A 24,440-nucleotide genomic window follows, 5' to 3' on the forward strand; every position below is an offset into this window, starting at 1 on the left:
CTATTCTCCTTCCTTACAACTCCATATTACTGTATAAGAAAGGAGTGTTGTATCGATGTATCTTACCAGAATCTTTCATTTTCGTAAGATAACTATTTAGACTTTCACAAATGTACCTTTAGGAAATACCAGAATCACTTCTGTATATTCGTTTTCTTTTGATTCCATAGAGATATGAATCCCTAACTTCTTACTTAACTTCCTACAAAGATATAGACCAATTCCTGTTGATTTGGTATAAGTTCTTCCATTCATTCCAGTGAATCCTTTTTCAAACACACGTGGAAGATCGCTTGCACTTACGCCAATGCCATTATCTTTTATATGTAACGCTACTCCATTGCTTACTTCTGTAGCAAGAAAGGTAATAACAGGCTGCTTCGACTTATACTTTATACTATTGAACATGATTTGGTTTAAAATAAATCCTAACCACTTTTCATCAGTATAGACACTAGCTGATAAATCTTTACAATCAATCATCACTTTATTCTGCATTAAAATTTGTTTATTCTTACTAATTACATTATCAACGATTTGCTGAAGTGATGTTTCTTTGATTGCATAGTCATTCTCTACTACACCTGAACGAGCATAGTATAAAGAACGTTCTACACTATTATCAATCAATTCTAATTGAGATAGTATTTTTCTTGTTGTTTCATCTTTATTATTTTCTGCAATTAACTTTGCTGCAGTGATTGGCAGTTTTATTTCATGAATCCATGATTCAATATAATCTTTGTATTCTGTAAACTGGTTCTCTGCATTACTAACATAACCAATCATTGACTTACTCATCTTTTTAAACAGCTTATAATACTCTTTACTCATTGCATCTGAATGTTCATCCATACATTCCACAAACAGATACTTCTTATCAAGTTGCTCCATGATACTGTTTAATTCTTCAAAATACTTTTTTTGTTTATGATAACCAATACCAAGTGTTACGAAAAGTACAATTATCCATAAGCCCAATAAGTAATACAATATACTAAGATTAGCACCTGAAAACTGCAAGACAAAAAAAGCAAATAGCATACAAATGATATTTACTAATATAATATACGCTCTATCCTTTATATAGTCTATGAACTTCATATTTTGTATCCCATCCCTCGCTTTGTCTGAATCAGATTTTCTAATCCAAGATTATCTAGTTTTTCTCTTAATCTGGTTATATTCACACTTAACGTATTATCATCAATATAAACTTGAGTATCCCATAAGTATTCAATGATATCAGCACGAGAAACAATTTCTCCTGGTTTACGAGCTAAACAAGTTAATATCTTTAATTCATTCTTTGTAAGTTCTTCTGTTTTCCCTTCATACTCAATGGTACTTTTCAATACATGAACAATACTTCCTTTTACTTCAATTGTATCTTCTTGTGTACTTTGATTACGAAGCAGCAAACGATTGATACGAGCCATCATTACTGGAATATTATAAGGCTTCGTAATATAGTCATCTCCACCTAAAGATAATGCTTTTAATTCATCCATGGGAGTATTTAAACTGGTAATAAAAATAATTGGTGTCTGTAACGACTTGCGAATCTTTCGACAAATCGTATATCCATCTTCTTCAGGAAGGTTTACATCCAACAATACTAAATCAGAATGTAATTCAAATATCTGTTTGTCAACATCCCTAAAATCAGTAATGGCATTTACATTATACCCTGAACTTTCTAAAAGAATTGTTAGTTCCTCTCGAATATCTTGTTCATCCTCAACAATTGTAATTGTTTGCATTTTAAATACCTCCCAATAGTTACTTCTCTATCTTACCACAATAATAAAAAGGAACTTTAATAAAGTTCCAATTTTTATAAATTATAGTTCTTCTCCATTCGTATCAATTACTCTTTTATACCAATAGAAACTATCTTTTCTTGATCTCTTTCCACTACCTTTGCCATAGTTATCCAAATCTACATGAATAAATCCATAGCGTTTTTCCATCTCACTTGAAGAGCAGCTAATAATATCAATAGGACCCCAAGGATAATAACCAATTACATCTACTCCATCCTTGATTGCCTCTTTCATTGCATCCACATGTTTTGATAAATATTCAATTCGTTTATCATCATGGATTTCACCATTCTCTTCTACCGTATCAAAGGTACCATAACCATTCTCTGAAATCATTATTGGTTTTTGGTAACGATCCCAGAAATAGTTAAGAACGGTACGTAGTCCTAATGGGTTGATTCCCCATCCCCATTCGCTCTCTTCAATATGTGGATTCTTTACGGTACCATAATCATTTCCACCACCAGCTAAACTTTCTGCTGATGTACACATATTATAGTAGTATGACATTGAGAAGAAGTCCGCAGTATTTTCTTTTAATACTTTTTCATCTTCTTCTGGAATATCTAAATGAATATCATTTTCTTTAAAGTAACGCAATGCATATCCTGGATAAACTCCACGCATTAGTACATCTGAGAAGAAGTATTCCATATGATTGTATTGTAAGTTTGCAAGTACATCTTCTGGTTTACAAGTCAAAGGTTCCGCTAACCCGTTATATACCATACAACCAATTTGGAAGTCTGGGTTAATCTCATGACCAATCTTCGTAGCAATTGCACTAGCCACCATTTCATTATGAACTCCCTGGTATTTCGCTTCTACAATATTATCTACTTTATCTTCAGGAATTCCTAAGTGATTAAACGATTCATGTTTAATCAGATTGATTTGGTTTACCACAATCCAATATTTTACTTTATCTTTATAACGTCTGAAACATGTCTCGCAGAATTTCACAAAGAAATCAATTGTCTTGCGATTATACCAACCATTATATTCAGTAGCCAGATGTAGAGGCATTTCATAATGTGACAATGTAATTAATGGTTCCATTCCATTCTTAATCATTTCATCAATTAGATTATCATAAAATACCAATCCTGCTTCATTGGGCTCTTCATCATCTCCATTTGGAAAGATTCTGGCCCAGTTGATAGATGTTCGAAATGAATTCATTCCAGTTTCTGCCAGCATCTTTAAGTCTTCTTTATATGTGTGATAAAAGTCGATTCCATAACGTTTCGGATAATATCCTTCTTTGTCATTTAATGCAAATTCAATATCTGCAGTAGAGATTTCTTTATTTGATTTCTTCTTTAAATCCCCACTGTCCTGTACTTTTAAGATATCAGCAACACACAATCCTTTTCCATCTTCTAAATATGCACCTTCTGCCTGGTTTGCAGCAATCGCTCCACCCCAGAAGAAATCTTTAGGAAATCCATTAGGTACTTGTTTCATAGATTACTTACTTCCTTTCAACGCTTGTATTTCTTTTTTATTCTCAATAATTTCAACCATTAACTCTTTTGCCAGTATCGTTGTCATCAAATGATCCTGTGCATGAACCATAATAAAGTTCACTTCTATATCGCTCGCTCCATTTGATTCTTCAGATAACAGTTTAAACTGAATCTGATGAGCATCTGTCAAAAGAACTTCTGCTTTTTCTATTTCTTCATTTGCCTTTTCAAAGTCTCCCGAGTTTGCAGCATCCAATGCTTCAAACACATAACTCTTTGCTTCACCCGCTTTAGCAATTAATCCAAATGCTGTTTCTGTAGTCTTATTAAGCTGATTCAATTTGTGCCTCCGCTTCATTCTCTTCTTTTACTTTACTGTTATCATACATTTTTAGGAATGGATAATAAATTACCATATTGATTAGAAGCATAACTATAACTAATAGAAGCGCTTTAAAGTCCATTGTAGATAACATTGCTCCAAGTGGTGCAGGTGATGTCCATGGAGCGGCAATCGTAGCCATATTTACCAGACCTGATGAGGTAGCTAACCATCCAAGTACAACATTAACCATAGGTGCAATCATAAATGGAATGATTAGAATTGGATTCAAGAAGATTGGTAATCCAAAAATCAACGGTTCATTAATATTGAACAATGATGGAATAAGTGCAACTTTACCAACATCTCTGATTTGTTTTGATCTTGCACGAAGAGTAAGGAATGCTAAACCTAATGTTGCTCCTCCTCCACCAAGGGCTACATAGAATGCCCAGAATGGTTGTGTATATACTCTTGTTGCTTCTAAACCCTGAGCAATCAAACTTGCATTTTCAGCAATGTTCATTGACTCTAATGGGTCAAGAATTGGTCCAACTACAGTTGTAGGGTGAACTCCAAATCCAAATAGTAAGTTTTCGAATCCAGTTAAAATAGTAACTGAGAAAATATTATCTACACTTGCTTTTAATCCTTCAAATAACCCAAAGAATACTTCTGGTAATAATTGTCCTGTTGCTGCTTGAATACCTAGACTTAATCCATAGAATAAGAACATTGCAATTCCAAATGGGAATAATGATGCAAATGAATTTGCTACAATCGGAGGAACTCCAGCTGGCATTTTAAATGTCCAACCTTTTTTCTCCACAAAGTTCATAATCTCAGTACCAATTAATGCAACAAACGCTGCCAATAGAATTCCTTTACCATCAAATGCAGCTGTTGGGATTGCTCCATCAGTTACAGGTGCACATACTAAAATATAAATAGATAAGTTAGCAATTACATATTGTAACGGTTTACGGTCATAGTGACTTGCTAATGAATAAGATGATCCCACACATACAAATAATGATAAGATTGCCATTGTTGCACTAAACGGTGCAATGATTGCTCCCATGTTTGCCTGTGCCCAGTTGTACCATCCTTCTAAGAATGCTCCAATTAATGGAATATCAGGGATATTCGTTGGATCTACTGGTGGATATGCTAAAATTAAAAATATACTTCCGATGATGGTTAGAGGCATTGCCGAAACTATTCCATCACGAATTGCCAATAAATGTCTTTGTTGTCCAAAGAAATTTGCTAATGGCATTAATTTATCTTCTAACTTGTTAAAAAATGCAGTCATTGTTTATATTCTCCTTTTTATTGTTTATAAACTTCGAACAGAATCTAGAATCTTATCTCCATTACATGTTCCATATGCAACAGAATCAATATCTAGAACTTTGATGCCATAAGGTGCTGCTAGTTTTTCTAACATTTTCTTCTGGTATCTAATTTGAGGTGCTGCTAAGATAACATCGTATTTCCCAACACACTCTTTTACTTCCTGTGAAGACTTCGCTTCAATAAACCAATCCTTTTCATCCTCCTTCAGTGCACTCTTCATTGCTTCGACAAGTATACTTGTTGAGGCACCACACGCACATACTAATAAAATATTCATAAAAACCTCCTTGTTGTTAACAACTCTACCTTCTTTATACCAGTCCTATAAGTAAATGTCGCTATGTAAAATGTCCACAGCATTGTGGACATTCCTTTTAATGATGAAAATAGTGAAAAAAAGGCATAAATTCGTGCCCTTTTCACTTCTTTCCATATCATTGTGGACATTTTCGAGAAACATAAATGGACAATAATGGTATACTTTAATTAATATAGAAAGAGGTCTTTTCATGAATAAGCACCAAAAGAAAATATTAAGAGAATTGTTAGACCACACTTCCATTACCGGAGAAGAACTTGCAGAGAAACTAAGCGTAAGTTCAAAAACAATTCGTCGAAATATTCAGGATTTAAAAATTATCTGTAAAGCACATGGTGCAGAGATTATCTCGAAACCAAGTGTTGGCTATAATCTTAACATTCTAAATGAAAAGCAATTCAATGATTTTTTGGAGTTGGAATCAAAAGCAACTCGTTTACCTTCTTCACCAGAAGAACGAGTAGATTACATCATTCATCTGCTTTTATATGCAAATAACTATATAAAACTAAATGATATTGCGAATGAACTATATATTTCTATTTCCAGACTGAATAATGACTTAAAAGAGGTAAAACGAATCTTTAAAAAATTTGCTTTAGAAATAGAGAATAAACCAAATTATGGAATACGAGTTGTTGGTAGTGAACGTAATCGTCGTTTATGTATTTCAGAGCAGCTGATGAATAATGATTATCTAAGTTCTAAAGATATTACTGATTCTTCCAGTGATAAGTTTCAGATTATGGTCAATAATGTAATTAGTAAAGTACTGGTACAAGAAAATCTAAGGATGTCAGATGTCGCTGTAGAAAGTCTTGCGATTCATTTGCTAATTGCAATTGAACGTATTAAAACTAATAATATTATTAATCTTAGTGATGAAGTTGTTCACTTACAGAAAGAAAAGAATGAATATGTCATTGCTACTGCTTTACAGAAAGCAATTGAACATACGTTTGGAATCAGTCTGCCAAATAGTGAAGTTTGTTATCTTACACAACATTTATCTGGTAAAAAACATTTCGAGGGTGAACAGAGTGAATTCAATGTAGAAGTAAATGATGAAGTTAACTTCTTAGTAAATAAAATTCTACGAGCAATCTTCGACCAGACAAGACTAGATTTCTATAATGACTTAGATTTAAAAATGAATCTGATGTTACATATGATTCCCTTTATTGAACGAGTTCAAAATAAGATGTTAATTCGTAATCCAATAATGCATGATATAAAAGAAAACTATAACTTTGCTTATGAACTAGCTTCAATTGGTCTACAAAGTGTTTGTGATGAACTTCAGGTAACGATTACAGAAGATGAAATAAGTTACTTTGCCTTACACTTCATTCTTGCTTTGGAACGTAAACGTGAAGAAGTAAAACCAAGTAATGTATTAATTGTATGTAGTACAGGAAGAGCATCTTCACAGTTACTGGCATATCAAATTCAAAAACACTTTGGTTCTAAAATCAGTACCATTAAAATCATTGAAGCTCATATGTTGAATCATATATCGCTTGATTCTTATGATTTTATTTTCTCAACAGTTCCAATTCAAGAAGAACTGCCAATTCCAATAAGATATATTAATAATTTATTGGCAGAAGATGATTTTGAAGTTATAAATAACTGTTTGGAAAAACGTAAACCATTATTCTCAATTCGTGATTTAATTGATCCTGAACTTTTCTTTACTGATTTAAATGTCAGCACCAAGGAAGAAGCAATTGCTGAGTTAGTGAATCAGGTAAAAGAGAAAGTGGAACTTCCAGATGATTATTATGAACTCATATTAGAACGTGAAGAATTTGCATCTACTGAGCTTAATAACTTAGTCGCAATTCCTCACCCAAATAAAGCAATTAGTAAAACAACATTCATTGCAGTTGGTATATTAAGAAAACCAATTACCTGGGCTTATCGACAAGTACAGATATTATTTCTAATATCGATTATGCCTAACAATAAACAGAATCTAAGAGACTTTTATGAAGGTCTGGTAGAATTTACCAGTAAGAAACAAAACGCTCTTGATTTGGTTCAGGAACCAACCTATGATAAAATCATTGAACTATTAGAGAAGTAAAAAAAGCCGGAGAATTTAATCTTCGGCTTTCTTATGATAAATAATATGTTCTTCAACCAGCTTATATACAATATCTGACATTTCATCATACTTATACTGTTTGTAATCTTCATGTCGAATTGGTTTTCCATAAGTGATTTTTAATTGTTTATTTTTATCTTTCTTATCATCTATACAATAGGCATTGTTTAATGTTACAGGAACAATCGTTGCCTTTGCTAGATATGCAGGTTGTAATGCTCCTGCCTTAAAAGGATTCATTTGGTCTCCTCTTGATCTAGTTCCTTCTGGGAAAATTAATAATCGTTTTCCAGCTTTTAGTTCTCTTGCAGCTTCACGAAGCATAAATACATTTCCTTCACGAGTCTCGTGATCAAAGTGAATTACTCCAATTGAAATTGCCCAACTACCAAACACTGGTAGTTTTTCATTCTTCTTTTTTGATATAAATGCCATCGGCTTGTCACAAGTAGCAATTACAAGTGCTGGGTCAAGTGTACCCTGATGATTTGATACAAAGAAGACCGCTTCATCTTCGGGTATATTTTCTACTCCCTCAGTTTCTAAATGATAACCAAGATAGCGAATAATAAAACGAGACCATCCTTGTGCTTTTTTGTATCTTACTTCCATCGGTTTACGTCGACAAAGTAATGCACTCAACCAAGAAAATGGTAATACAAATAAACATCTAAATATCTGAAAAAAAGTCATTGTCCACCTCTATTTCTCACAGATTGCATAGGCAATGGCATATTCTTTTTCATGGGATATGGATATATGGATCGTATACCCATCCACATTACAATAGGGTTTCCCACTTTCATCATTAAGAACTTCTATATTAGAAATCGCTTGGGCTTCATTACAGGCTTTAAAGATTGCTTCTTTTGCAGCAAATCTTCCAGCTAAAAACTCAACTTTACGACTTTCACTCATTGAAAGATACATTTCCTGTTCCTTCTTCGTCAGTACTCTTTTATAGAATTCATTATTTTGTTTTCTGATTCGTTTCATCTCAACGATATCACAGCCAATACCTACAATCATTACACTATTCTCCTACAGCGCACATGATTTCACCTTTTACGGCAATCTGTCCTTCTACGCTCGCTTCAACATCTGCAAAGTAAATACCTGCACGTTGATTTGTAAGCGTTACTTTCATTGTTAATACATCACCAGGAATTACCTGACGTTTAAATCTCATTTTATTAATACCTGCAAAAAAACCAATTTTACCTTTGTTTTCTTCTTTTGATAATAATAGAACACAACCCGTTTGAGCCAATGCTTCTACAATTAACACCCCAGGCATCACATGTTTTTGAGGAAAATGTCCTAAGAACTGCATTTCATTTGCGCTAACACATTTCTTTCCAATAATAGTTAAACCATCTTCACTGATTTCTTCAATTACATCAACCAGTAAGAATGGATAACGATGAGGAATAATTTCCTGTATTTGATTTGAGTTATATAACATTATGCTTCCTCCCATTTCTTGAAAATTAATGAAACATTATGTCCACCAAATCCAAGAGAATTACTCATTGCACAGTTTACTTCTTCTTCTCTACCTTTATTAGGTACAATATCCAAATCACAATCTTCATCACTATTTTGATAATTGATTGTCGCAGGAATGAAATTTTCCTGTACTGCCTTTAAAGTAATAATTGCTTCTACTGCTCCAGATGCACCTAATAAGTGACCTGTGTTTGATTTCGTAGATGAAACTGCAAGGTTATATGCATGATCCTTAAATGCACTTTTAATTGCCATTGTTTCGGTCTTATCATTTAGTGGTGTACTTGTACCATGAGCATTAATATAAGAAACTTTATCAGCAGATATATTTGCATCGTCAATCGCACGAACCATTGCCTGTGCTCCACCACTACCATCATCTATTGGTGCAGTAATATGATGAGCATCACAACTAGATCCATATCCTATAATTTCTGCATATATTTTCGCATTACGTTTTTTTGCTTGTTCAAGTTCTTCCAGAACTAATACTCCAGCACCTTCACCCATAACAAATCCACTACGGTCTTTGTCAAATGGAATACTGGCGCGTGTTGGATCTTCACCTGTATGCAGTGCACGCATGGAAGCAAACCCAGCAATTGCCAGTGGCGTAATACTTGCTTCACTACCACCTGCTAACATTACATCTTCATATCCATCACGAATCTTATGGAATGCTTCACCGATTGCATTACTTCCTGCAGCACATGCAGTCACTTGTGAAGAACAATGTCCTTTTGCACCAACATCAATTGCTACATTCCCTGCTGCCAGATTTACTAGTGCCATAGGAATAAAGAATGGTGATACTCTAGATGGTCCACGATCATTAAGTGTATCCTGTGCATTCTCAATCGATTCAATTCCACCAATCCCAGATGCAATAATTACACCAAAACGATTGGCATCAATTGCAGTTACATCTAATGCTGAATCTTCCATTGCTTGCTTCGCAGCGATTCTAGCTAATTGAGTAAAACGATCATTAAATTTTAAATCACGTTTACTAAAATATTGTTCCATATCTAAGTCTTTAATTTCACCAGCAAGTTTTGCTTTGAATTCCGTTGTATCAAAATGGGTAATTTTATCAATTCCACATTTACCTTCACGAATTCCTGACCATGTATCACTTACGGTATTTCCGATTGGTGTAAGTGCTCCTAATCCTGTAATTACTACTCTTCTTTTCATAGTTTCACCTACATTACCATTCCACCGTCAACGTTTAATACTTGACCAGTTACATAACGACTTTTATCACTTGCTAAGAAGCAAACCATGTCTGCTACATCTTCCATTGTACCAAAATCATTTAATGGAATGTTACTTAAAATAGCATTTTTTACTTTTTCATCTAATACATCTGTCATCTTAGTTGAGATGAATCCTGGAGCAACTGCATTTGCACGAATTCCTCTAGGTGCTAATTCTCTAGCTACTGACTTTGTTAAACCAATAATACCAGCTTTACTTGCTGCATAATTTGCCTGACCAACATTTCCAATCAACCCAATTACACTTGCCATACTAATGATGGAACCACTACGTTGTTTCATCATTGGTTTTGCAGCATGCTTAATACAGTTGAATGTTCCTTTTAGGTTTACATCAATAACTGAATCAAAATCTGCTTCACTCATACGCAACAATAATGTATCTTTTGTGATACCTGAGTTGTTTACCAATACATCAATTTTCCCAAACTTATCCAGTATTGTTGCAAACATTTCTCCAACTGCTTCAAAGTTTGTAACATCTGCCATTACACAAAGGGTTTCTACTCCATGTGCTTCACATTCTTTACTTACTTCGATTGCATTTGTTTCATCACCAATATAATTAATTACAATATTGTAACCTTCTTCTGCCATCTTAATTGCAATTGTTCTACCTATTCCCTGACTTGCACCAGTTATTAACGCTACTTTCTTATCCATTTGCTCTCACCTCATCTAACATTTTATTTAATGTATCTGTGTTTTCTACACTGTATACTTTGACATCACGACTAATTTTTCTCACAAATCCTTTTAATGCTGATCCAGGTCCAATCTCAATAAAGGTATCAACTCCTTGATCAATCATATATTGTATCGATTGCATAAAGTACACACTCGACTTAATCTGCTTTGTAAGGATATCTGTAACATCTTCGCTCTCTTCTTTACCACTAATGTTATACACTACTTTTATTTCAGGTCTTGAAATATCAAATTGTTTCAACACTTGGTTTAACTCTTTAGAAGCATCTTCTAATAATGAAGAATGAAATGCCCCACTCACATTTAGCGGTATTGCACGTCTTGCTCCTTTTTCTAAAAGTAGTTCACATGCTTTTTCAATTGCAGTACTTGTACCAGTAATTACAATTTGTCCCGGACAATTGTAATTAGCAATCTGGCAAACACCATAGTCTTTTGCAACTTCTTCACAAACACTTGCGATTACTTGTTCATCAAGATTTAGTATTGCAGCCATTCCACTTGTACCTTTTGGTAAAGCATTGGCCATAATCTTTCCACGTTCTCTAGTAATATGAGCTGCTGTATTTACATCAAATGCACCTGCAAAACATAATGCACTATATTCACCTAGACTTAAACCTGCTACATACTCAGGTACAATTCCTTGTGCCTTAACAACTTCAGCAATCGCTACCGAAGTCGTTAACATACTACTTTGTGCATACGCTGTATCATTTAACATCTCTTCTGGTCCATTGAAACATAAATCTTTTACATCGTAATCTAGTGATACATTGTCAAAGACATTCTTAGCTTCTTCATAGTTATCGTATAGGTCTTTTCCCATTCCTATATGTTGAGATCCTTGACCAGCAAATAAAAATCCTATTTTCATACTGTCTCTCCTAACGCTTTGTAAGTAGAAGTTTTTAATTCTTCAATCAGTTCTTTTACAGATACAATTTTATCCACTCTACTTGCATTACTTCCTACAAACACAAGTCCATTATTAATATTTCCTTTCGCTGATTGTATCAGTGCTTCGCTGATACAATAAGGCGTATCTTCTGGTGTACATGGTGTTAGACAATTCAGACATTTACGAATTGTGATATTTCCACGTTCCTTATTTTTACGCATAAAGTCATTCATAATTCCTCGACCAGGAAATCCTGTTGGACTTTGAACTATTTCGATTGTATCTTCACTTGCAGCAACTACTGCTTGTTTAAATGCGATATCAGCATCACATTCATTAGTTGCGATAAAGCGAGTTCCCATCTGAACTCCATCTGCTCCTAATTGTAAGTAATGAGCAATATCTTCACCTGTGAAGATTCCACCAGCAACAAATACTGGGATATCTTTTTCATACTTTTCTTGATACGGTTTCAGTTCAGCTTTTACATCTTCATAAATCTTTTCGATTGATTCACAAGTATCATCAATAAGATCTTCTTTTTTAAACCCTAGATGTCCTCCAGCTTCACTACCTTCAATTACCACAAAGTCAGGTGTTGTCTGATGGCGTTTATCCCATACCTTACAAATCAATCGAGCAGCTTTTCCACTTGATACGATTGGTGCTAATAAGATGGATTCATCATCTACATATTTCGGTAAATCTAATGGTAATCCAGCACCAGATATAATTGCATCTACTTTTGCCATAACTGCCGCTTTTACATACTCTACATAATCTTTGCTGGCTGCCATAATATTAATTCCAAGAAGTCCTTTGCCGCAGGCTATATCTTTAGCTTTTTTTACTTCTTCTATAATCGCTTCACAGTTTGCTTTCAGTGATTCTTTGCGAAAGTAATCTTTACGATAACCAGGATGCGCAGCACTAATAACTCCCATACATCCTTCACTCATAACTGCACCAGCAAGATTTGATAAGGAAACACCAACACCCATTCCACCTTGAATTAATGGAAACGATAATACCTTATCTTTAATTTTTAGTTCTTTTATCATTACAATTCCTCATGTTTCATAATTAATGACTGTAATTCTTTCTTAGCGTCACTCATCATTGTGTCTAAGATTTCTTTTAATGATTTCTCTTCTTTACACATTCCAGCAATTTGACCTAACATCACTGATCCATACTGCATATCACCTTCGAAAACAGCTTTACGAAGCGCACCTAAGGTTAGTTTTTCTAACTCTTCACGATTGCCTGCTTCCGCTTCTATCTTCAAATGTTCTCTTGTCATCTTATTCTTTAATACACGAACTGGAGAGCTTAAACTTCTTCCAGTTACTACAGTATCTGTATCTTTTGCCTTCATCACAGCTTTTTTATAATTTTCATGAATTGGACATTCGTGAGCAAGTAATAAACAAGTACCTACCTGAACTCCAATTGCTCCTAATGATAACGCTGCGTTGAAACCACGTCCATCCGCAATCCCACCTGCTGCAATTACAGGAATACTAACTGCATCAACAACTTGTGGTACAAGCGCCATTGTTGTTTGTTCACCAACGTGACCTCCTGCTTCTCCACCTTCTACAATTAATGCATCTGCACCTGAGCGTTCCATACGAATTCCCAAAGCGACACTAGGAACAACAGGAAATACTTTTGCTCCTGATGCTTTCAACATCTCCATATACACTCCAGGATTTCCTGCTCCTGTTGTGACTACAGCCACTTTTTCTTCAGCAATCATTTCCATGATTTCTTTGGTATATGGGTTCATCATCATCACGTTTACACCAAATGGTTTATCTGTTAGTTGTTTGCACTTATGAATGGATAACTGTGCTTCCTCAACGCTCATTGCTCCTGTACCAATAATTCCAAGTCCACCTGCATTACTCACTGCTGCTGCAAACTCTGCTGTTGCAATGTTCGCCATTGCACCCTGAATAATTGGATATTTAATATTCAACATCTTATGTAATAACATACATTTCTCTCCTTATAATTCGATATACGAGGCAGCATATGTAAATCCACCGCCAAAACCAACCATTATGATTTTCATCCCAGGTTTGATTATGTTTTCTTTCATCGCTTCTGCTAAAGCAATTGGAATACTTCCACCCGAAGTATTTCCATACTTATCTAAGTTGGTATAAAACTTATCATCACTTAGTTTCATTCGTTTTGCTACATTGCGGATAATGCGAATGTTTGCCTGATGTGGAATGATATAGTCTATTTCATCTAAATCTTTACCAGCTTTTTTCAACACTTCTATAACTGCTTCTTCTAGTGCTTTTACTGCAAAACGAAATACTTCACTTCCATTTTGTTTTAGGAAACCAACTTCACGACTTCCATTTTGTAGTGGTTTAGGCAAAACAAGTCCACTTCCCTGAAGAAAACCTTCATGATCTCCAGTACTATTTGCATAATGATACATTACATTATTACAATTTTCCTGTTTCATAATAACTGCACCTGCACCATCACCAAACAATATAGAAGTATTACGGTCTGTGTAATCCATAAGTTTGCTATTTACATCAACACCTATTACCAGTGCGCATTTATAATCACTCAGCATATAAGATGCCGTTTGTAATGCATAAACAAATCCAGTACATGCTGCACTCATATCAAATGCCATTATCGTTTGTTCATTCAACCCTAATTTATCCTGAATCAAACTAGCACATGATGGTGTAATGTTGTCTGGAGTAATTGTAGCAACAATAATCAGATCAATATCTTCTTTACTTATGTTAGCTTCTTCAATTGCCATAAGGGCTGCACGATATCCTAAGTCACTACTGTTTTCATCAGGACTTACTCTTCGTGTCTTAATACCTGTACGACTGCTAATCCATTCATCACTAGTATCTAAAATTTTTTCGAAATCTTCATTGCTAACAATTTCTTTACCAACAGCATATCCACTTCCTAATATTTTCCTGTTTTTCATATTACAATGTTCCTATTTTACGAAACTTAGTATATCGTTTATCTACTAAATCTTTCGTTTTCATCTTTCTTAAATCTTTTAATTCCTGAGCAATATATGTCTTCATATTTTCAACAACATATTCAATACATTCCTGAGCTCCACCTAATGGTTCCTTAATAATTGCGTCAATAACTTTCTTACTCAACAAATCATATGAAGTTAATTTCATAACTTCTGCTGCTTCTTGAGCACGACCTTCATCTTTCCACAAAATAGAAGCAAATCCTTCTGGTGATAAAATCGAGTAGATTGCATTCTCCAACATTGCCAAACGATCAGCAACACTAAGAGCCAATGCACCTCCACTACCACCTTCACCAATTACAATACTAATAATTGGAACTTCAAGATTAGAGAAGGTATACAAGCAATCTGCAATCGCTTGCGCCTGTCCTCTTTCTTCTGCTTCCTTACCAGGAAATGCTCCTGATGTATCCACGATATTAATAATTGGGCGATTGAACTTCTCGGCCTGTTTCGCAAGACGTAACGCTTTACGATAACCTTCTGGATTCATCATCCCAAAGTTACGTTCAATATTGTCTTGGGTTGTTTTCCCTTTTGCCTGAGCCAGTACTGTTACTGGAATACCATCAAAGTATGCAATCCCACCAATTAATGCTTTATCATCTCTTACCCCACGATCTCCATGCAACTCATAGAAATTATCAAACAATAATTCAATATAATCCTGCGCTTTGGGACGATCAGCATGTCTTGCAAGATATACACGATCCCATGCACTTAAATTATTGTATGTCTCTCTTTGAATTCGTTTGATCTGTGCATCAAGTTCATCATAATATGTTGTATTTACGTCTTCAATTTTCGCTTTTTCAGCTTCAAGACTTTTAATTAATATTTCACACTCTCTCAAATTCATATTATTTACCTATATGAAATGCAACCAAATCACTTAACGTCTGTTTCATATCTTTACGTTCAACAATTTGATCCACAAATCCTTTCTCAAGCAAAAATTCTGCACGTTGGAAATCCGGAGGTAATACTTCATTGATTGTTTTCTCAATTACCCGTCTACCAGCAAATCCAATAAGTGCATCTGGTTCTGCTAGTATAATATCTCCCAGCATTGCGAAACTCGCACTGACGCCTCCGGTTGTTGGATTGGTAAGAATCGAAATATACAATCCTCCACGATCACTAAAACGTTTAATTGCACTGCTTGTCTTAGCCATCTGCATTAAAGACATAATTCCTTCCTGCATTCTGGCTCCACCACTTGTACAACTGATAATTAATGGTAATTTCTTTTTTGTTGCATATTCAATTGTACGAGTAATTTTTTCTCCTACAACTTCTCCCATACTTCCCATCATAAAGTTGGAATCCATTACTGCTATCGCAACTTTTTGATGATTGATTCTTCCTACTCCACACACTACTGCTTCTTTTAATCCAGTCGCTCTTTTATATTTATCTAATTTATCATCATAACCAATAAAGTTTTCTTCATTTTTACTTGTTGCATCTTTATCAAATTCTTTGAATGTATTATCATCAATGATTTGACGAAGTCTCTCTCTTGCACTAATTTTCAAGTGATATCCACATCGTGGACAAACATAATGATTTTCAATAAATTCACTATATGGAATATTGTCATTACATTTATCACATGTCTTAAAAACATTATCTGGAATTTCTCTTTTAGGAGCCTGATGAACAATCTTTTTACGAGCATTTTGAAAAATATTCAAACGCTCTTGTCTTTTCTTAAATAAATTCTCCATTTTCCTTCAACTCCTTTATATACTCTTGGGCATATCCAGTATCATATTTTCCTTCAACAAATTTCGTACTATGCAGTACAAGATAATGAAATTCAATGTTTGTCTGTACACCATCAATAATTAACTCTGATAACGCATTACGCATTTTCTTGATACACTCTAGCCGAGTTGGCGCAAAGGTAATCAGTTTTAGAATCATTGAATCATAGAATGGTGGAATTTCATAACCACAATACACTGCACTATCATTACGAACACCACGTCCTCCAGGGATATGTAAGAAGTTAATCTTTCCAGGTGATGGCGCAAAATCTTTTGCGATATTTTCAGCATTAATACGACATTCCAAAGAATATCTATTGCAGGTAATATCTTCTTGTTTGTATTTCAGTGGCATTCCACTAGCTATACGAATCTGATGTTTCACAATATCCACCCCAGTAATCATTTCAGTAATTGGATGTTCCACTTGAATTCTTGTATTCATTTCCATGAAATAATAGTTATTATGTTTATCTAATAAGAACTCTATAGTACCTACACTGTTGTATCCTACATATTTACACGCAGCAACAGCCGAAGCTAACATATTCGCTCTTACAGTTTCATCCAGTACATAACATGGAGCTTCCTCAATCATTTTCTGATTTCTTCTTTGGAACGAGCAATCTCGTTCAAATAAATGAATTACATTTCCAAATTGATCACCCATTAACTGAACTTCGATATGTTTGGGATTTTCTAAATACTTTTCTAAATAAACATCATCATCACCAAAACAAACTTTCGCTTCACTTTTAGCACTATGAAAAGCATTTTCAAACTCTTCCTCTTCCCAGACGATACGCATACCACGTCCGCCTCCTCCACTGGAAGCTTTCACAATTACTGGATAACCCATTTCATTCGCTAGTTTAACACCCTGGTCAACGGAACTTAGTATTTCTTTTGATCCTGGAATAACAGGCACCCCTGCTTCCATCATCATTTTACGAGCTGCACTTTTATTACCTAACTTCTCAATAATTGATGCATCCGGTCCAATAAAAATAAGCCCACATTGTTTCACAAGTCGAGCAAACTTTGGATTCTCACTTAAAAAACCAAACCCTGGATGGATGGCATCACAGCCACTGTTACACGCTGCCTGAATGATATTATTCATATTTAAATACGAATCACTTACTTTGGCGTTTCCTACACAGATTGCTTCATCTGCAATCTGTGTGTGCAGTGCATCCTTATCTGCAGTTGAATAAATTGCAACACTGGCAATTCCCATCTCTTTACAGGTACGAATGATTCTTACTGCAATTTCACCACGATTCGCAATTAAGATTTTCTTAATCATAATAACACCTACTCAATGTACATCAGTACATCATCAAATTGAATCATATCTCCATTCTTTACAGAAATATCTACAATTGTTCCATCTTTCTCTGCTTTGATTTCATTCATTACTTTCATTGCTTCAATAATACAAAGAGTATCTCCTTGTTTCACTTTCTTACCAACACTAACAAATGTATCTTCACCTTCTGCTGGTGCTGCATAGTAAGTACCTACAAGTGGACTCTTGATTGCTTCCCCGACTACCTGTGACTCCTTTTGAGTTTCCAAAGATGGAGCAGCTATCGGTGCAGCAGCAACTGGTGCTGCCTGTACATAACTTACTTCTGCTTTTGGTTTTTCCAGACTGATTTTTATATCATCAATTTCTAAATCCATCTTTGCGACTGAACTTTCTTCAAATAAAGCAATAATTTGCTTGATTTTAGTTGTATCCATAACTTATCTCCTCATTTATATAAAAAGCTAAGATAACTTAGCTTCTGGTTTACTTCTTTGCGTTTATCGTGTCGATGATATCTTGTACCGTTTCTAATTTAGCTAACTCTTCGTCTTCGATGCGTACATCAAATTCTGTTTCTAATTCTAATGCAAGCTCAACTGCTGCTAGAGAATCAATTCCTAAATCGTCTTTTAAATTAGCTTCTGGTTTAACATCATTTTCATCTACATTAATTGCTTCCACTAAAACTCTTTTAATATCTTCAATCATTATATATTCCTCCTAGAACAAAGCTTTGAATATCAAAGCTATTCCTATTATACATACTTTGAATATCAAAGTAAACATTTTTTACAAAAAAATACTTGCATGTTATCGCAAGCATTTTTGTCATATTTACATTTTCCCTATTCGTTGCTTTATCGTAACCGCTACCAGACATGAGATCAAATCACCTGGTAAATATACTAAAAATAAATAATAAAACATCCATCCAAATGTAATTCCTTTTTCAAAATAAATATTCTCATTAATCAAATTTCCAGAAAAAAAAGCCGTTACATAATAACGACTTTTCCGACCGCCTACTGCGATCCTAATTAGTATGGACTATGTCCTTACGTCTATAATATAACATTTGCCACAACCTCAGTCAAATATAATTATTATATTTTATCAATCTTTTCCTATCACTATCATTCCTTTGTTTAAATAGTCCGGATACCCATGTATTTTTCTCTCTATTAATAAAAAACTAGTATCCGATTGACCACCTCGATATTTTTTATAAATTGGATAAGAACATAAATCAGCAATTTCCAATCCCCAAAAAGTAGCACTTGCTTTATGAATATCTTTACTAACACGTTTGGGATTAAAATATACACCAACTATTTTATTAAATTGATTAATACTTACTGATGAAGTCCCGAATTCAATTAAATCTACTACTTCATTTAACAATTTGCAGTCTTCCTTTTTCCCTCTAGACTCTAATATAATTAGTGCCTTATCAGATGTTTTGAGTTGTACTGTTACAAGTGTTTCTAAAATTTTTGTAACTGCTATAGTATAAGGACTTTTAACTAAATTCCCACCTATTTTGTATAAAAAAACTTTATCTATGCAACAACTTGTTATAGAAATTGGTAATTTCTTCATTAATTGATTCAAATCATTCATGAACTTTTGAGAATTTATTTTAGTTTGATTGAAAGGACCCTTTTGCATTCTTATATCTCTAGAATGAAAGCATACTTGTTTTTCCTCGTTCCCATATAGATAAGTAGCTTTATTTCCCCAGTGTTTTGTTTTGATAAACTTTATTTCTTTTCCTATTTTAGTTAAATTTTCTCTATTAATTAGAACAGATGTTAAACAGAAATGACTTGAACCTAAATCTAACTCAACATTATTTTCAATATGATTAATTACATTTTTCATATTAACATTACCATTTTCATCCATAAACGCAATATGCGTTATATTTATAGGACATGAAGTTATTACTGTTGGTTTTTCTCTCCACATATCATCCTCCAGAATTTATTATCACTATAGTAAAAATGTAATGGAAATCGTATACTACTTTAGAACTAAAGTTATTTTGAAAATAACTTTACTATAAATTAATTATAAGGGTAAATCCTAAATGTTATTATGTTTACATCCTTATAAATTCAACTACATTTCTCCACACCTATTCGTCTCTCAGCGATGTTCCATACATATTATTTATTAAATCTATCAAATTAACTATCTTAATATTTAGTTTAATTTGTCCTTACTATATTATTAACTGCTTCATTATTTTATCCTAATAATATATATATATTTCCACAATTTTTCTAATAGTCTACAATTTCCCTATTCGTTGCTTTATCGTAACTGCTACCAGACATGAGATCAAATCACCTGGTAAATATACTAAAAATAAATAATAAAACATCCATCCAAATGTAATTCCTTTTCCAAAATAAATATTCTGGATGAAACAGAAATATAGAAAACCACAAAGATAAATTAATAACATTCCAAGAACTGCTATTATACATAACTGAAGAAATGAGTTTCTATTTTCACTTAATACACCAACTACATATGCAGCAAATATAAATCCTAAAAGATATCCAAAGGTGGGATGAATGATATATCCCAATCCTCCACCAGAAGAAAATACTGGTAATCCTATCAATCCAATTAATATATATAATAATACCGATATAGCTGCTCGTTTCTTTCCTAATAATAATCCTGCCAATATCACAAATAATGTCTGCAAAGTAATTGGAACAATTGATATTGGTATTTTAATAAAAGCACCTACTGCTAGTAATACTGCAAATAATGAACAATATGTCATATCCTTAACTGTTAATTTCATAATCACACCTCATAACCTGTAAATAAGAATATCACTTACCATGTTGATTGTAAATATTTATTTCCACACAAGTTTACAATCAACAAAAAAAGAAAAGCCATTTTCATGACTTTCCATTCTATTCTTATCTATTTACTGATTGTTTTCTTTTTAAGTAAATTACAATCGAGAAAGCACCTACTGCTAGCAGTCCCCATATAAGCTGATTTGTTGTATCACCAGTATAAGGTGAAGTTGTTGTAGCGGTTGTTTCATTTCCCTCTACAGTAACTCCTGGCTGCTTCTCAGGCGATGTAGTTGTTGTATCATCTTCTCCATCATTGTCAGGTGTTTGTGGAGTTTCATCATCTTCATTGTCATCAGTTTTATCTGTATCATCTAGATCCTTTGGATTATCTGTTTCTTCTTCAATTAGTTTGTAAACATAAGTAACCGTTTGGTCCTCATCTAAAAATGGTCCTGTTGCATTGCTTGGCACGATAACTAACTCATATCCATCAAATTCTTTTGGAGTAGTGTTATAGATTTGATCAATTAAGTCTATATGTTCTTTTGGCTCTGTTAAGTCGTTTCCTTCAGTATCTACATGGTATTCTGTAACTTTTCCTTTTGCCAGATAATTCATAACTGTGTTACTAGACTGTTCAAAAGTATTGATTACTGATGTTGCACTATTTTCTATTTCATAACGCATAGTATCAAATTCATCAGTAAGCACCTTTGTTTCAATTACTAATGAATAGTTTTGAGAGTAATTTGCATCCACACCAACAAATGCAGACGCTGCAGTAAATTTTACTGTATTTGTTGTTTCATCATAAGTAATTTCACCATAGTTAGCTAATGCTGTTGCATCAGTGTCTTCATAACTTACTAAGACATTACCATTCTCATCAATTAAATATGCTGTTGTAAATTCCAAATCATCTGTAAGAGTATCAGATAAAACTAAAGATTCATATTTTCTTAAAGTTTCTGATCCTAATATTGGTAGTCTCTGGTTAATCTTATATTTCAAAGTATCTCCAGTAGTTACCCTTGTTTCATCAATATCTACATCTTGCTCATTCAAAACTTCTTTTGTAACAGGATCAATATATCCAAATACAGTTGCAGAGAAAATACTTGTCCAAGTAGATTGACGTTCTGCACCGATATAGAAATTAAGTTTATCTCCTGCTACCTGAAACGATACACCTGACTTATAGAAATTTGAAGAACCTAGTGTATCATTGAATTGATAGTCAGTATAAGGTCCACCACCAACTACCATTCCTGAGTGTGTATAGCGATTTGTATATTCTTCAACAACTGCGCCTTCAGCTAAGTAGTATGGATAAGAATCCATATTCTCATACCCTACATATTCACGACGATCCGCATCCTGAATATATCCACCATTTAAGCTGGCAAATGTAATATAACTATTACCTTCTAAACTAACCATATCTCCACTATCTAAATAAAAGAATTCTATAGATAGTTCATAATAATTTAATCCTTCTAAAGTATATCCTCCATATAAATTATTAGAGAAATAAAACTCTGTTGAAGGTTGATTTGTTGTATTTTGAATCAAATTAGAAAAAGTCAAAACTGCACTTACTTTTTCTCCATTATATGTCCCTGCTTGTGGATACCTAACTTGAATATAAGAACTAGCATTCATATCATTTGTATCTGGAATAATAACTTTACCACCACCATAGTTTCTAATATTACCCTGAAACATATAGTATCTAGCTACATAAGATAATCCTGCAGAATTATTTTGTACCTGTTCTTTTGTGAAATACGTTAAGTTATGCTCTGTACCATCACTACCAAGTCCACCTACGCTTATCTCTAAATCCACATCGTCTGGTGTTGCATCAATTAATAAATTATTCTTTACCATTGCATAATCTGGATCAAAATCATCTACAGTTATTGCCGCCGCATCAATAACTGTAACACTTGCTACAATCGTAACAAAAAATACTAATAAACCTAAAAATGTCTTCTTCATTTTTTGCCCTCTAACTATTATTCAAAACATAATAATTCTCTTTCTACTTAATTTAGACGGATAAATCACCTAAATCGTTCATTTTTTACATATATTTTTATATTTATTTTTATTTTCTAGTTTATGAGTTTTTTCCGCCTGTAAATATTGACATTGAATCTTTGTATGTTACAATAAGTAACTGACGCGGAGGTATAACTCCAATAACTATACCGGATAAGCGAATATTTCATTACGATGGTAAGCCACTGTATTGAAGGATTTGTTTATCCTTTTATTATCTTTTTTGCACCATCGTACCGACTTATAGGAGGTACTTTTTTATGTTAAAAGTCAACAATCAAAACAAAACAATCAGAAAGGAATTTGCAAAGTATGCAATTCCGGCAGTCATTGGTATGGTAGTGTCATCTCTCTACAATATCGTTGATGGTATTTTCGTTGGTAGAGGTGTTGGAGACAGTGCACTTGGTGCAATCAACATTGTCTATCCATTCATTATGTTTCAAATAGCAATTACAATGCTAATCGCAATTGGTGGAGCAACACAGTTTTCAGCTGCAAAGGGACGTAAGGATTATACTACTGCTAATAGTATATTTCTTCAAAGTATTTATTTATTAATTATTTTAAGTACAATACTTAATCTTCTTGTACTAATATTCCCAACTCAAACATGTCAACTTCTTGGAGCTGATGCAAATTTACTTTCTTATGCAAGTGACTATATCTGGTGGATTTCACTTTTTGGAATCATCTATCTACCAGGATTAGGGTTGAGTATTTTCGTACGTAATGATAATGCACCTAATCGAGAACTGGCAGGAACGCTTGCAGGTACTGTTATTAATATTGTTTTAGATTACTTATTCATTATGGAGTTTGATATGGGGATTGCTGGAGCTGCAATTGCGACAGGAATCGGACAAAGTGTATCAGTGTTAATATTCTTAACCCACTTCTTACAAAAGAATCGAGTATTACAGCTTGGTAAAGTTGTCTGGGATAAAGTTACTCTTAAGAAAATAACAATGAATGGTCTTCCATCATTTCTAATGGAGTTCAGTCAGTCAGCAGTAACATTTAGTTTTAACGCTGTCATACTTTCCTATGTAGGGACTATTGGAATTTCTTACTATAGTATTGTAATGTATATTTGTTCCATGTTTAATATGGTCTTAATTGGGCTAACTCAAGGTGCTCAACCCATTATGAGTTTTAATCATGGAAAAGGAAATGGAGAAATTGTAAAAGCAGTACGTAAAATTGCTTCGCAGACTGCACTAATCTTAACAACTATTATTTATGGAGTAATATTCATTTGGGGATCTTCCTTAGCATCTATCTTTATTTCCAATAATCCTGAACTTGTTTCTATGGCATCTAATATGATGAAATATTATTTCTTAGCCTTTTTCCCTATTGGTTTAGTTTTAATTAATATTCTTTACTTCCAAGTAACAGAACAAGGAAAAGAATCTATACTTCTAGCATTTTTACGTTGTATTGGATTTATCCAAGTATTTCTTTGTATTCTTCCTCCAATTTTAGGAGTTAATGGAATCTATTTATCATTTCTTTTTGGTGAACTATGTCATTATCTACTATCACAGTACTTTTTCACCAAACGTCAAAAATCAATATTAGTAACAGTTTAAAGGACGCCACTGAG

Annotated in this window: 25 protein-coding genes; 2 read left to right on the forward strand and 23 right to left on the reverse strand. The window is 33.7% G+C overall.

The annotated features are described in order from the left end of the window. Window positions 1–96: 96 nt before the first annotated feature. The 6 genes from J2S15_RS02375 to J2S15_RS02400 form a co-directional block, all read right to left on the reverse strand. Window positions 97–1,104: a sensor histidine kinase gene (locus J2S15_RS02375; protein WP_307405117.1), complete on the reverse strand. Its 1,008-nt coding sequence runs from the start codon at window positions 1,102–1,104 to the stop codon at window positions 97–99. Further along, window positions 1,101–1,763, reverse strand: coding sequence for a response regulator transcription factor (locus J2S15_RS02380; protein ID WP_307405119.1), 663 nt, complete (start codon window positions 1,761–1,763; stop codon window positions 1,101–1,103). Before J2S15_RS02380 ends, J2S15_RS02375 begins: the two co-directional genes overlap by 4 nt. An 81-nt stretch (window positions 1,764–1,844) precedes the next feature. Further along, the gene (locus J2S15_RS02385) at window positions 1,845–3,293 is read right to left on the reverse strand and encodes a glycoside hydrolase family 1 protein (RefSeq protein WP_307405121.1); all 1,449 of its coding nucleotides are present in this window, start codon (window positions 3,291–3,293) and stop codon (window positions 1,845–1,847) included. A 3-nt stretch (window positions 3,294–3,296) separates the two neighbouring features. Then, entirely contained in the window at window positions 3,297–3,635 is a 339-nt protein-coding gene (locus J2S15_RS02390) for a PTS sugar transporter subunit IIA (protein WP_307405123.1), read from the reverse strand. Beyond that, entirely contained in the window at window positions 3,622–4,932 is a 1,311-nt protein-coding gene (locus J2S15_RS02395; RefSeq protein WP_307405125.1) for a PTS sugar transporter subunit IIC, read from the reverse strand. Before J2S15_RS02395 ends, J2S15_RS02390 begins: the two co-directional genes overlap by 14 nt. A gap of 24 nt (window positions 4,933–4,956) precedes the next feature. Beyond that, window positions 4,957–5,253 (reverse strand): PTS sugar transporter subunit IIB, encoded by a 297-nt coding sequence (locus J2S15_RS02400; protein WP_307405127.1) that lies wholly within the window; start codon window positions 5,251–5,253, stop codon window positions 4,957–4,959. Window positions 5,254–5,467: 214 nt separating this feature from the next. Between J2S15_RS02400 and J2S15_RS02405 the strand changes: the two genes are divergently transcribed. Further along, complete coding sequence (locus tag J2S15_RS02405) at window positions 5,468–7,384, forward strand: BglG family transcription antiterminator (RefSeq protein ID WP_307406397.1); 1,917 nt, start codon at window positions 5,468–5,470, stop codon at window positions 7,382–7,384. A 15-nt stretch (window positions 7,385–7,399) separates the two neighbouring features. On the opposite strand, the gene J2S15_RS02410 is transcribed toward J2S15_RS02405, so the two are convergent. From J2S15_RS02410 to J2S15_RS02490, 17 genes are all read right to left on the reverse strand, one after another. Continuing rightward, on the reverse strand, window positions 7,400–8,098 hold the full coding sequence (locus J2S15_RS02410) for a lysophospholipid acyltransferase family protein (RefSeq protein WP_307405129.1): 699 nt from the start codon (window positions 8,096–8,098) through the stop codon (window positions 7,400–7,402). A 9-nt stretch (window positions 8,099–8,107) separates the two neighbouring features. Next, window positions 8,108–8,434 (reverse strand): holo-ACP synthase, encoded by a 327-nt coding sequence (gene acpS / locus J2S15_RS02415; protein WP_307405131.1) that lies wholly within the window; start codon window positions 8,432–8,434, stop codon window positions 8,108–8,110. Between the two features lie 4 nt (window positions 8,435–8,438). Continuing rightward, window positions 8,439–8,870, reverse strand: a complete 432-nt coding sequence (gene fabZ / locus J2S15_RS02420) for a 3-hydroxyacyl-ACP dehydratase FabZ (RefSeq protein ID WP_307405133.1) — start codon at window positions 8,868–8,870, stop codon at window positions 8,439–8,441. Beyond that, complete coding sequence (fabF, locus tag J2S15_RS02425; protein WP_307405135.1) at window positions 8,870–10,111, reverse strand: beta-ketoacyl-ACP synthase II; 1,242 nt, start codon at window positions 10,109–10,111, stop codon at window positions 8,870–8,872. The genes fabZ and fabF overlap by 1 nt, the downstream gene beginning before the upstream one ends. Before the next feature lie 8 nt (window positions 10,112–10,119). Continuing rightward, on the reverse strand, window positions 10,120–10,857 hold the full coding sequence (gene fabG, locus J2S15_RS02430) for a 3-oxoacyl-[acyl-carrier-protein] reductase (RefSeq protein WP_307405137.1): 738 nt from the start codon (window positions 10,855–10,857) through the stop codon (window positions 10,120–10,122). Next, window positions 10,850–11,779: an ACP S-malonyltransferase gene (gene fabD, locus J2S15_RS02435; protein ID WP_307405139.1), complete on the reverse strand. Its 930-nt coding sequence runs from the start codon at window positions 11,777–11,779 to the stop codon at window positions 10,850–10,852. The genes fabG and fabD overlap by 8 nt, the downstream gene beginning before the upstream one ends. Then, a complete protein-coding gene (locus J2S15_RS02440; protein ID WP_307405141.1) occupies window positions 11,776–12,864 on the reverse strand; it encodes an NAD(P)H-dependent flavin oxidoreductase in 1,089 nt (362 codons plus the stop codon). The genes fabD and J2S15_RS02440 overlap by 4 nt, the downstream gene beginning before the upstream one ends. Beyond that, complete coding sequence (locus J2S15_RS02445) at window positions 12,864–13,805, reverse strand: nitronate monooxygenase (RefSeq protein WP_307405143.1); 942 nt, start codon at window positions 13,803–13,805, stop codon at window positions 12,864–12,866. The genes J2S15_RS02440 and J2S15_RS02445 overlap by 1 nt, the downstream gene beginning before the upstream one ends. A 12-nt stretch (window positions 13,806–13,817) precedes the next feature. After that, entirely contained in the window at window positions 13,818–14,786 is a 969-nt protein-coding gene (locus J2S15_RS02450; protein WP_307405145.1) for a beta-ketoacyl-ACP synthase III, read from the reverse strand. A 1-nt stretch (window position 14,787) separates the two neighbouring features. Then, the gene (locus J2S15_RS02455) at window positions 14,788–15,711 is read right to left on the reverse strand and encodes an acetyl-CoA carboxylase carboxyltransferase subunit alpha (protein WP_307405147.1); all 924 of its coding nucleotides are present in this window, start codon (window positions 15,709–15,711) and stop codon (window positions 14,788–14,790) included. Between the two features lies 1 nt (window position 15,712). Further along, complete coding sequence (gene accD, locus J2S15_RS02460; protein WP_307405149.1) at window positions 15,713–16,582, reverse strand: acetyl-CoA carboxylase, carboxyltransferase subunit beta; 870 nt, start codon at window positions 16,580–16,582, stop codon at window positions 15,713–15,715. Further along, window positions 16,566–17,933 carry an acetyl-CoA carboxylase biotin carboxylase subunit gene (gene accC, locus J2S15_RS02465; protein WP_307405151.1) on the reverse strand — a complete coding sequence of 456 codons (1,368 nt, stop codon included), beginning with the start codon at window positions 17,931–17,933 and terminating at the stop codon, window positions 16,566–16,568. The genes accD and accC overlap by 17 nt, the downstream gene beginning before the upstream one ends. 8 nt (window positions 17,934–17,941) lie before the next feature. After that, a complete protein-coding gene (gene accB, locus J2S15_RS02470; RefSeq protein WP_307405153.1) occupies window positions 17,942–18,373 on the reverse strand; it encodes an acetyl-CoA carboxylase biotin carboxyl carrier protein in 432 nt (143 codons plus the stop codon). Window positions 18,374–18,422: 49 nt separating this feature from the next. After that, window positions 18,423–18,647, reverse strand: a complete 225-nt coding sequence (locus tag J2S15_RS02475; RefSeq protein ID WP_307405155.1) for an acyl carrier protein — start codon at window positions 18,645–18,647, stop codon at window positions 18,423–18,425. 405 nt (window positions 18,648–19,052) lie between these two features. Next, a complete protein-coding gene (locus J2S15_RS02480) occupies window positions 19,053–19,907 on the reverse strand; it encodes a DUF3800 domain-containing protein (protein WP_307405157.1) in 855 nt (284 codons plus the stop codon). Window positions 19,908–20,232: 325 nt separating this feature from the next. Then, window positions 20,233–20,760: a biotin transporter BioY gene (locus J2S15_RS02485; protein ID WP_307405159.1), complete on the reverse strand. Its 528-nt coding sequence runs from the start codon at window positions 20,758–20,760 to the stop codon at window positions 20,233–20,235. A 124-nt stretch (window positions 20,761–20,884) separates the two neighbouring features. Further along, the gene (locus J2S15_RS02490) at window positions 20,885–22,768 is read right to left on the reverse strand and encodes a MucBP domain-containing protein (protein WP_307405161.1); all 1,884 of its coding nucleotides are present in this window, start codon (window positions 22,766–22,768) and stop codon (window positions 20,885–20,887) included. A gap of 323 nt (window positions 22,769–23,091) precedes the next feature. Between J2S15_RS02490 and J2S15_RS02495 the strand changes: the two genes are divergently transcribed. Continuing rightward, on the forward strand, window positions 23,092–24,426 hold the full coding sequence (locus J2S15_RS02495; protein ID WP_307405163.1) for an MATE family efflux transporter: 1,335 nt from the start codon (window positions 23,092–23,094) through the stop codon (window positions 24,424–24,426). Window positions 24,427–24,440: the final 14 nt, after the last annotated feature.

Origin of the sequence: Breznakia pachnodae (genome assembly GCF_030814225.1) — a bacterium.
Classification (GTDB): domain Bacteria; phylum Bacillota_I; class Bacilli_A; order Erysipelotrichales; family Erysipelotrichaceae; genus Breznakia; species Breznakia pachnodae.